This is a genomic window from Nocardia wallacei (assembly GCF_029869545.1).
GTDB lineage: Bacteria > Actinomycetota > Actinomycetes > Mycobacteriales > Mycobacteriaceae > Nocardia > Nocardia wallacei_A.
On sequence record NZ_JARWQD010000162.1, the window covers coordinates 31,417 to 40,570 of the forward strand.

At 64.0% G+C, this 9,154-nt stretch carries 12 protein-coding genes; 2 read left to right on the top strand and 10 right to left on the bottom strand.

Annotated features, from left to right (window positions below):
* Positions 1-200: 200 nt before the first annotated feature.
* From QH290_RS13410 to QH290_RS13445, 8 genes are all read right to left on the bottom strand, one after another.
* Positions 201-1,895 carry a replication initiator gene (locus tag QH290_RS13410; RefSeq protein WP_280383063.1) on the bottom strand — a complete coding sequence of 565 codons (1,695 nt, stop codon included), beginning with the start codon at positions 1,893-1,895 and terminating at the stop codon, positions 201-203.
* Positions 1,895-2,542 carry a hypothetical protein gene (locus QH290_RS13415; RefSeq protein ID WP_280383065.1) on the bottom strand — a complete coding sequence of 216 codons (648 nt, stop codon included), beginning with the start codon at positions 2,540-2,542 and terminating at the stop codon, positions 1,895-1,897. The genes QH290_RS13410 and QH290_RS13415 overlap by 1 nt, the downstream gene beginning before the upstream one ends.
* Positions 2,542-2,784, bottom strand: coding sequence for a hypothetical protein (locus QH290_RS13420; RefSeq protein WP_280383067.1), 243 nt, complete (start codon positions 2,782-2,784; stop codon positions 2,542-2,544). Before QH290_RS13420 ends, QH290_RS13415 begins: the two co-directional genes overlap by 1 nt.
* Complete coding sequence (locus QH290_RS13425) at positions 2,781-3,317, bottom strand: hypothetical protein (protein WP_280383069.1); 537 nt, start codon at positions 3,315-3,317, stop codon at positions 2,781-2,783. The genes QH290_RS13420 and QH290_RS13425 overlap by 4 nt, the downstream gene beginning before the upstream one ends.
* Positions 3,314-4,633, bottom strand: a complete 1,320-nt coding sequence (locus QH290_RS13430; protein ID WP_280383071.1) for an FtsK/SpoIIIE domain-containing protein — start codon at positions 4,631-4,633, stop codon at positions 3,314-3,316. Before QH290_RS13430 ends, QH290_RS13425 begins: the two co-directional genes overlap by 4 nt.
* Positions 4,634-4,650: 17 nt before the next feature.
* Positions 4,651-5,292: a DUF2637 domain-containing protein gene (locus QH290_RS13435; protein ID WP_280383072.1), complete on the bottom strand. Its 642-nt coding sequence runs from the start codon at positions 5,290-5,292 to the stop codon at positions 4,651-4,653.
* A gap of 193 nt (positions 5,293-5,485) precedes the next feature.
* Positions 5,486-5,740, bottom strand: a complete 255-nt coding sequence (locus tag QH290_RS13440; protein WP_280383074.1) for a hypothetical protein — start codon at positions 5,738-5,740, stop codon at positions 5,486-5,488.
* Positions 5,741-5,745: 5 nt separating this feature from the next.
* Positions 5,746-6,234 carry a hypothetical protein gene (locus QH290_RS13445; protein WP_280383075.1) on the bottom strand — a complete coding sequence of 163 codons (489 nt, stop codon included), beginning with the start codon at positions 6,232-6,234 and terminating at the stop codon, positions 5,746-5,748.
* Between the two features lie 700 nt (positions 6,235-6,934).
* Here QH290_RS13445 and QH290_RS13450 point away from each other — a divergent pair.
* Both QH290_RS13450 and QH290_RS13455 read left to right on the top strand, forming a co-directional pair.
* Positions 6,935-7,087, top strand: coding sequence for a hypothetical protein (locus QH290_RS13450; RefSeq protein WP_280383077.1), 153 nt, complete (start codon positions 6,935-6,937; stop codon positions 7,085-7,087).
* A 94-nt stretch (positions 7,088-7,181) separates the two neighbouring features.
* The gene (locus QH290_RS13455) at positions 7,182-7,874 is read left to right on the top strand and encodes a GntR family transcriptional regulator (protein ID WP_280383079.1); all 693 of its coding nucleotides are present in this window, start codon (positions 7,182-7,184) and stop codon (positions 7,872-7,874) included.
* Between the two features lie 54 nt (positions 7,875-7,928).
* On the opposite strand, the gene QH290_RS13460 is transcribed toward QH290_RS13455, so the two are convergent.
* Together QH290_RS13460 and QH290_RS13465 are read right to left on the bottom strand one after the other, a co-directional pair.
* Positions 7,929-8,267: a hypothetical protein gene (locus QH290_RS13460; RefSeq protein ID WP_280383081.1), complete on the bottom strand. Its 339-nt coding sequence runs from the start codon at positions 8,265-8,267 to the stop codon at positions 7,929-7,931.
* Positions 8,268-8,305: 38 nt separating this feature from the next.
* The gene (locus QH290_RS13465) at positions 8,306-8,830 is read right to left on the bottom strand and encodes a hypothetical protein (protein ID WP_280383083.1); all 525 of its coding nucleotides are present in this window, start codon (positions 8,828-8,830) and stop codon (positions 8,306-8,308) included.
* Positions 8,831-9,154: the final 324 nt, after the last annotated feature.

The window sequence follows — 9,154 nt, forward strand, 5'->3', positions numbered from 1 at the left end:
CCAGTGGCCGTCAGCTGTTCCTGCTCATCGATCCAGGCGACTACCGTCGACCACTTCCACACCCGACGTCTTGGACTCATTTTGAAGCTGTCTGGGCCGTATCCGATATGCGCCCACCAGCGCCAGGTGGCCTCCGGTATCCCGGTCCGCTCCTCCAGCTGTCTCGCCCGTAGATATTCCTCCGCCATTGCCCTTCCTCCCTATGCCGCATCCGGAGTTGCCGAAGTTTCGTGTGCGCCAGGTGGGTCGGCGGCCATCCGGGCTCGCAGGTACTCCGCACGCCAACGGGAGCGTTTGGAGATCGCGCCCATGATCAGGTGCTCCCGTAGCGGTCTGTCCTTGTCGCCCGGTTCGACCGGCGTCACCTTCAGGTGCGAGGTGTCGGGCTTCTCGATGCCGACCGAGGCCAGCAATTGCCGAACGAATTCGGCGCGATCGGCCTTGTGATCCGGCAGCGTCTTGCCCGACCACCGCCGAGACACCAGCACCCGGCGACCGGGCAGGCCGAGGGTGTCGCGGCGGTGCGCTTTGCCCTTGCAGCGTCCGGGAACGGTCTTGTCACTGGCACCGCGCGGGACGATGCCGTATTCGAGCCAGACCGGGCAACGGGGCGAGCACGGCACGTGCCGGAGTTCGGCGTGCAACCGGTCGTAGTGGTCGGCCGCACGGTCCGAACGCGGTTCCACGATTTCGCTGATGGACTTCACGAGGTATTTGGTGACGTAGCCGATGGTTCGGCCCGCCTTTTCCGCGACCACGCCCTTGATGTGCTTACGGTCCATCTGGTCGCCGAACCGGATGGTGTGCGCGGGCTCCAGGTCGTCAACCGAGTCGAGCTGGTCGAGCGCGTCATCCCAGTAGGTCAGCGGGCGGCCGTCGTCGGGGTCGACGAAGGTGGCCTTGCGGTGATCCCACACCGGCTGATGTTCACCGCCGTAGATGCGGTTCTCCGGCTCGAAGTGCGGCCACCACACCTGATGGTAGGTAGCGGCCGTGACCTGCTTGAGAATGTCGCGGGAGATCGCGCCACGGATCAGGATGTGCAGGTGCGGAGCACCGCGTTTTTGCGGTTCCACCGTGGCGAAATACTGTGCGTCCCAACCGATCGAGCGGCGTAGATTCTGAATCCACCGATCGACCAGCTTGGAGAAAAACACGATGTCTCGCGCCTGCCCGGCGTAGTCGTAGCCGCCCGGATTCACCGGCGAGCCGTCCGAGCACGGTTCCCCTTGGTCGGTGGTAGCACCGTCCTGATTGATCCGGCCGTAGGAGGGCATGGTGAGAGTGACGAACATCGAGGGTTGGTGCTTGCCCGCGAACACCTTGCCAACCGTGCGCTTCTCAACCTTCTTCCGAGGCAGGTTAGGCACGTCCTGACGCCGACGAGTCGACCGCTTGCGCCGATCTTTCGCCGTCGCGTCCAGGGCCGGGAGATGGCCACGGAGCCCGGTTTCCCGCAACTCCTGGTCGAGATCCGCGACAACTTCCCGGATACCCGCTGCGTTCTCGTCATCGCCGTCTTCAACGGCCTGGCGGTAGTTGGCGACGAGATCCGCACGGGCGGTGAGCAATTCGATCTGCTTCTCAGTGGGGTCGGTCTTGTAGTCCACCGGCTCGGATTCCATGTGCCAGCCCTCGCGGCACTGCGCGATACGGAGTGCCCGGTTGGCCTTGGCGCACGCAGGGCACACCGATTCGATAGTGGACTTACACGGTGCAGCCTCGTAGGTGACCGTGCCCGTGGTCGGGTCTTCCACCCGCATGGGAATCGGCCGCTGGCATACGTCGTACTTCTCCGCAGCGGCCTGTGCCGCTTCGAACAGATTGGGCATGGCGCGACGCTGAGCAGCTGTCAGCCGAGTCGGCCGGTCTAGGTCAACGATCCCGTCGTTCATCAGGCAGCCTCCTGGTTCCCGGTCCGGCCAGGACCGTCGATGCCGGGCAAGACGATGGTCTCTGCGAGCGAATCCGACTGCCGGAGAGCCAGTTCCATGACTCCCGGTGCGGCCACGGTGGCGCGGCAGTTCTGAGCACCGAAGGTGTGCGCGATCCGGTCGCCGCGGTTCTCATAGTCGTCGGGGCATTGCCCGTCGACCATCCGCACCCGCAGCCGATCGACCGAGGCACCGATCTCGACACTCTGTAACCGCGGGATGTACACGGCTCCGGGCTTGTCGGCACGGCGGACGGTCAGGTTGCATGCCTCCAGGCGCTTGTCCCAGCGACTCCGGTAGCGCCACCAGGTCAGAAACCGGCGTCGTGCCCGCGCGGTGATCCAGCGTTCGAACATCTCCGGACACTTCCAGCGCCAGAGCATGATCCCCGCGATGAACACCCCGACCACCACGACACCCAGCACCCACGACACCAGCACCCCGGCAGCCACCGCACCCGCGATCGGCAGCGAGATCATCGGGAACAGCACCGCCCACCACACCGCGACGAACACCGCCCGGACGAGCTGCCAGACCACCTCGAGCACCGCTTCACTGATCTCCTCGAACGGGTCGGTGGTTTGCTTCCGGTTCGATTGCGTAGCCATCACACGGCCCTCCTTCGGGTGTCGGGTAGGTCGAGGGACATCTGAGTCGGTTGCTCGGCTTCGGCGAGCCAGGTACGCCACATGTCCTGATCCGAATTCCGGTACACCACAGTCTTTTTCGTCATCCGGTTCTTCAGCGCCGCCACATAGATCCAGGCATCGGCGGCCGTGCGGGCAGTGGGGATGGGCCGGACCACGCGGCCGATCAGCACGCCCCACTGCACGCCGTCAGTCGTGGTCATGCCGCCCAGTCCTCTCCCCCGTCGTCATCCAGGTGACCGACATCCCAGCCGGGCAGCTCACCGGTTTCGGCGAGCACGTGCACCGCGACGGAGATCGGGTCCATGCCGGAGCGTTCGAACTGGCAGCGCCGACGCGCCTGGAGGTCGACCACCGAGGCATAGTCATCGCCGTTGGTCCGGTAAGCGGCGCGATTGCGGCGAATGTTGTTGCTGTTCATGGCTATTCCTCGATTCCTGCGTTGATTTCGGCGTAGGAGATGCCGCAGACGGCACAGGCACACGGAGCCCATCGCCTCGATTGCGGGAATTCGTGGCCCCTGCTGGGCGCATTTCTCAGCGGCTATGCAGCCGTCGCACAAGACCTTGTCGCCGTCGTAGACCCAGCCGACCCCAGCCCCGTGACGGGTGACGTAGGCGATGGCTTGGCTGACCGAGATGAAACACAGTCCGTCGTCGCGGTTTTCGCTGTAGCGGTCGCCGCAGCCGTCGCAGTGGATGACCACGTGCGCTTGCGTGAGGAATCCCGTTTTCACGCCGCCTCCCCCATGTCGTCACCGGTCGACTCGTCGCCGAGGTCATCGGGGTCGAAATCGCTGTAGTCGTCCTGTGGAGCGAGATCAGGCTGTTCGGGTGCGTACTGCTGGACAAGCTGGTCGATGTCATCGTTGGACACCCAAAACGCCCGCACTCGAACGAATTCGGTAGTCCCGTCCTCACCGACGTATCCGACGCCCGGTGTGGTGTCCGGGATCTTGTCGCACAGCGCCCCGCGATCCTTCGCACCCTGACCGTGAACCATCGTGGTCTGGGTCGGCTCATCGAGGCGCAGGCCGATGCGGACCGGGAACAGCTGCCGGTTGGGCATTGTCTCCTTGGACGGGTCCTGTAGTGCGGCCACCAGGGAGACACCGGCCGCACGGCCCTGTGACAGCAGCAGTCCGGTCAGCCTCCGGAATTCCTCCTGCTGTTCCCGCGTCGCGTAGGACGACAGGGCAGCTGCCTCATCGATGAGGATCAGGATCAGCGGCGCGTCCTTGGTCGGAATGTGCTTGCGGGAGCCGGTTTGCCGCATCAGCGCGGTCCGTGCCCGCATGACCTCTACGGCCTCGTTGAGCATGCGGAGAATGCCGTCCTCATCCCATTCGAACCGCACCCACAGCTTTTCGCCGCGCCCGAATTCCGCGCCGCCCTTCGGATCTGCGAGCCATACATCCACCAGGCCGGTTTTTATGGCAGGCCCGATTCCGGCGATGATCGACCACAGCACCGAGCCCTTGCCGGAACCGGTAGCCCCGGCGAGCAGGATGTGTGCGTAAAGCACCCGCAGCAGCCACAGATAGCCGTCTTCGCGGACGCCGACCGGGACCGCCTCCAGATCCACCTCGTTGTGAACCGGTTCCGGCGCCGTTGCCGGATCGGCGAGCGTGTCATACACGCGCACCTGGAGACGGACCCAGCCCGGAGCAGGCGACGTAGCGGTCACCTGATCCACCCCCATGTGATCGGCCAGCCGGGCGCCGATGTCCTCGCTGCTCCAGTCCGAGAGGGTCTGGCCACCGATCATCTGGAAATCCACGGTCAGCCCGTGGGAGTCGTAGTCGTAGAAGTCGAGCCGCGGGAACCCCTTCTCCGGCGAAGCCAGGCCCACGACATGCAGCATCGTGTCGGTCTGCATCGGGTCGCACAGGATGAACACCGCCGCACGCAATTCGGCCGGTGCTTTCGCCGCGATCTCCTCCGCCGACAGTTCGACATCGGCAGGCCCTCGACGGCCGGGCCACGGATACAACCAGGCCCCGAAACTCAGCGCCCCCACCGCGGAGACGACAGACGGAATCAAAATGGACATAACGAGAGAACTCCTTGTCAGGAGACCGCGAACGGCAGCGCGTCTTGCTGCACCGGTCGCGGAGGATGAACAGGGCGCAACGGAGCCACCGGACGAGGCTTCGCCGCCAAAGGCACCCGAGGCACAACCGGGGCGGGGGTCGGAGCAGTTGCTACCGGCATCGATTCGGGCACAGGGGCCGAATCAGGTTCGGCCGCAGTTATTTCCGCAGCCTGGTCGGCAGGCTCATCCACTGCCAGAACGGAGGCGGCCGAATTGCGTTGTGCGGCACGGAACAACACGGCAAGGCCGTGGGTGTCCAGCAGCAGTGAGATCGGCGCGATAGCGGCCACGACCGCACACACCCACGGCGGGAGTGGCCTCCCGGCAGCGACCGCGTGCAGGCTGTTGCCCGCCACCGACACCACCGCACCGGCGATCAGGACCCGGACGAAGAACTTTCGCTCCGGCGATTTCGCCAGCACCAGCCACCCGAGCGTGGCCTGAACGATGGTGCCGTCCACGATCAGCGGGAACAGGTACGCATCCGACGCAGGGATGTGTGCCGACACCGCGAGATCTCGCAGGGTGGCGAAGGACAGGCGGAATGCGGCAGCACCGACACCCACGATCACCACGACCGCGAACACCCGCGCTGCCAGCATTCCCCGCTCAGGCATGAACATCAGGCCGCCCGCTCCCCGACCAACCCGGCTACCGCGAGATGCAACTCCTCGATCAGGCCGTACACCTCATCGGGCGACAGCGCAGCCGAGTCACGGCCCACCTGGAGAAACACCACATCCTGATCCAGGTCATAACCGCACTCCAGCCAAACCCGACCCGGAAGCCGCGGAGGACGACGCCAACGCATCACGCCACCGCCTTCACAGCGGCCAACCGCTCCGCGGCATCGTGCAGCAGGATGACGTTCATCAGCGCGGCAGCCAGCCCCCGCGCCTCGGTGACATCCATGGCGAGATACGCCTTGTTCCCGATGCCGTTGCCACCCAGCTCGATACGGACGAACGCAGGCTGGACACGTCCGCCGTCTACCCGATAGGCCGGGTCATAGTGGACGTCGACGCCCTTCATGTCGCTGCTCTTGACGCTCTCGATGAAGGCCATGACGATCACGCAGCCTTCGACTCGCCACGAGCCGGACGCGACGCACCCACATCATTCGGGGGCTGCTTCGCCCCGGTGTTGTCGCCCTTGATCCCAGTCGCCCGGTACTGGTAGCCCAGGTACTTGAATTCGCCCTGGCCCATCACCTTCGGCTCAGCGGTCAAGCCCTCCAGCTCGATCCACCACAGGCCAGTTCCCGGCGCGACCTCCTCACCCGCCGGGATCGGCTGGTGCTGCGCAACGAAGATGATCTCGAACGACGCCCGCTTGCCCTTGCCACCACTGGCCTCGTGCGGATCGGTCACCGTCGCCTTCCACAACGGCAGCATCGACCCCTCCCCTGTCTTCGGGTCGAAGTCGACCAACTGCTCCGGCACCGCGTTGCGGTCCGGGTTGTACTTGATCGCCGGAACGATCTCCGACATCAGCATCAGCCGCTGCGGGAACGCCACACCGTGCTCGATCGGGAACTGATAGCCCTTGCTGATCGCCATTACGTGTCTCCTTGCCTCTGCTGTCTTCCGGCCCACCGCCCGTTTCGAGCGGCGATGAGTTCATCGTATACGTAGCTTCGTATACGTACAAGCTTTTGCGTATACGAAGGCCGTCGAGACAGCAGGAGCCGAGGTCAGAGCAATGCTTCACGTCAGCACCAGAGCAGGGAGGGCCCGGCGAGCAGCCCGAGCCGCGGGCGAATCACACCTCGCCAACCCCGAGCCCGGACCGTGACCGTGCAGACGCTCAGATCGCAGGACATCGATTCATCTTGTACGTATACGCACCTTCGTATACGCTGATCCAAAATGCAGGCCCACCAGGGCCGATGCGGCATCTCGTCATCGACTCCTGCCCGGTGGGCGACTAGATCACTGGTGAGGGATGCGCGATGAGATTCCGTCCAACTGCGCTCGGGTGGGTAGACCCCGACATCAGCACCGCCCCCGAGTGGGACCGCGCCCAGATGTACCGGCTAGCAAGACATTTGGGATACGCGATGGTTTGGCTAGAGCCTTCCTTGATACCGCTGGTGGACCAAGTACGCGCAGAGGACGTAGATGCAGTCATCGTCCCATCACCGACACACCTCCACCCCGTCTTGCTCAATGCGCTGATGGATGTTGCCGACGTCGAAACCGTGTTGCCCCGCATGTCGTTCGCGCGCTGGGCACTGGCCAGTTCCGCCGGGAGGTCCAGGTGAGCGGCTGGGCCAGCTTAGGCCTGTTTCTCGGAGTGCTGGCCCTGTCGGTCATCGTCTTCTGCGCCATCGTCTATTGGCCACAGCGAGCACCGAAAGATCGATCGGTTGACGCTATTCGGAAGCGCATCGAAGAGGAAGGCGACGAGTAAGACAATGCCGCCTAACCGCCGCAAAGCCGGAATTACGTATACGAAGTACGGTATACTCAGATGGGCGACACTCGAACCGAAGGGACTGTGCTCAATGGCGGAACCGGCGTACGTTTCCATTGCGGGCGAATTTGCTCGGCGCATTCGAAGCGGAGAGCTACCGCCCGGAATGCAGCTTCCAAGTTATTCCGAAATCGCTGCACAGAACAAGGTTTCTGACATTGTGGTGCGCAAGGCAATCGAGTTACTTCAAAGCCAGGGCCTCATTCGCGCTGTCCGGCGGCGCGGAGTATTTGTCGCTGATCGTCCGAACCTGATCCGGATCTCGCCCGAGCGACAGATGGAGGACCCCGAAGTGACCTTCGGAAACGAGGCCGACAGCGATGTCCAGATCAGCCGGACCACCGAGCGGGTTCCCGCGACCGAGGAACTGGCCGAGGCATTCGGCGTGCCCGTAGGCGAGGAGATCACGCACATCATCACCCGCGCCGCCGACGGTGGCCGACCGATCTCAGTGTCGGACACGTACCAGCCTTTGGACATCGCAGACTGGACCAGCGCGGCAGTACTCGAGGAGACCGTTTCGGATCGACTTCCTACTCCCACCCATGCCGCCTGGCTGGGCACTACACCCGGCGATCTCGTAAAAACGGTTAACCAGCGGTATATCAATACCGATGGTCGGGTAATTATGGTTTCGGATGTCTCCTACCCGCGCGATCGTTACGACGCATTCGTATTTCGCATGACATTGACTCCCACCGCAGAACTTACTGGCGAGGCGTAGTCAAAAGCGCGCGTCTGCCGACCGAGATATTCGTCCGGGTGAGGTCGGCAGACATCAGCGACGAATCCAGCATTGCGCGCGGTCCGCCAGGTTCCACCACGAAACAAATTGCGCGTCTTCGGATTCCAGCACCCATCGCGCGGCCAACGCATCGAAAAATGCGTCATCACCGGTCTTCCCGCCCTTCGGCTCACCGATATAGACCATCCGATCACCGCCAGCAGCCTCGAACGCCGCCAACGCTTCCGAGGCCATCGCATTACCCCAACCCGGCGGCCAGCAGAGGAACAGCATGTCCCCCGACCCGACCGACCGTGAGGCGAAATCGTCCAGGTCGCCTACGTCGTGCCACACGTCCTCTTGCCCCGCGGCCTCGGCGAAAGAAGCGTTCACCGTCCGGTCCGGTGGTTCGGAGTCGTACGCCTCGACGGTCAGGCCCGCACTGGCCAGCTGGGCCGCCCAGTATCCTCTCCCAAGTCCACGGTCCGGCGACCTTCGCAAACGTTCGCCATCCAGTCGACCGTCTCAGGGGAGGGGATCGCGTAGGCGTAGGCGGCCTGCAGGATCGTTTGTGCGAAGCCGAGCCGAGCACTCCCCTTCGGCCGACCACCGTTCACCACCCGGCGGCCTTCGTGCTCGAACACCGAGGGAGCAACGATGTCCCAGTACGGATTAGCGCTCACCGACCGATCACCCGTCATGTAGTGCACGAACCGAAGATCGAACGCAGCGTCCGCCTGCTCGTCCCCCGTCCCCGGCAGCATCGGCGCAGTATCCAGATACTCCGCCACCTTCGGATAGTCGGTCTTCAGCCGTTGCTCGTCCCCCAGCAACGCGGCCAGTTCTTCACGACGGTCCGCCGTCAGCGCAAGCTCAGCCATGCCTCGATTCTCCCGTGGCATCGCTAGATCCGCGATCAGTTCTAACAAGATCGCACCAGCAACGAAGGCGATCATCTAAGAGCTCCTACGTCAGCCGTCGACCGGAACCGTTGAACCCCAACCGTTTCCAGGACCGTCGAATGATGGGCACGTACCGATTCCGTGCTCTGCTGCGGGAGGTAGGTCGTGTCCAGCTTCCTGCCGCGCCTCACGAACACCGCGTAGTACTGCCGAATTCAGCCATACAGGATCAAGGGCGGCGCTGGCGCGCCCGAGCAGCCAGCCCGGCATAGCCCGGGCTCGCGGGGTGTGTTGTGAGGCGGGCACGGCGGAGGCGAACCCCGTGCAGGTGGTAGGTTAGTGATAGACGATGTTTTTGAACAGACCCCCCCACCCCAG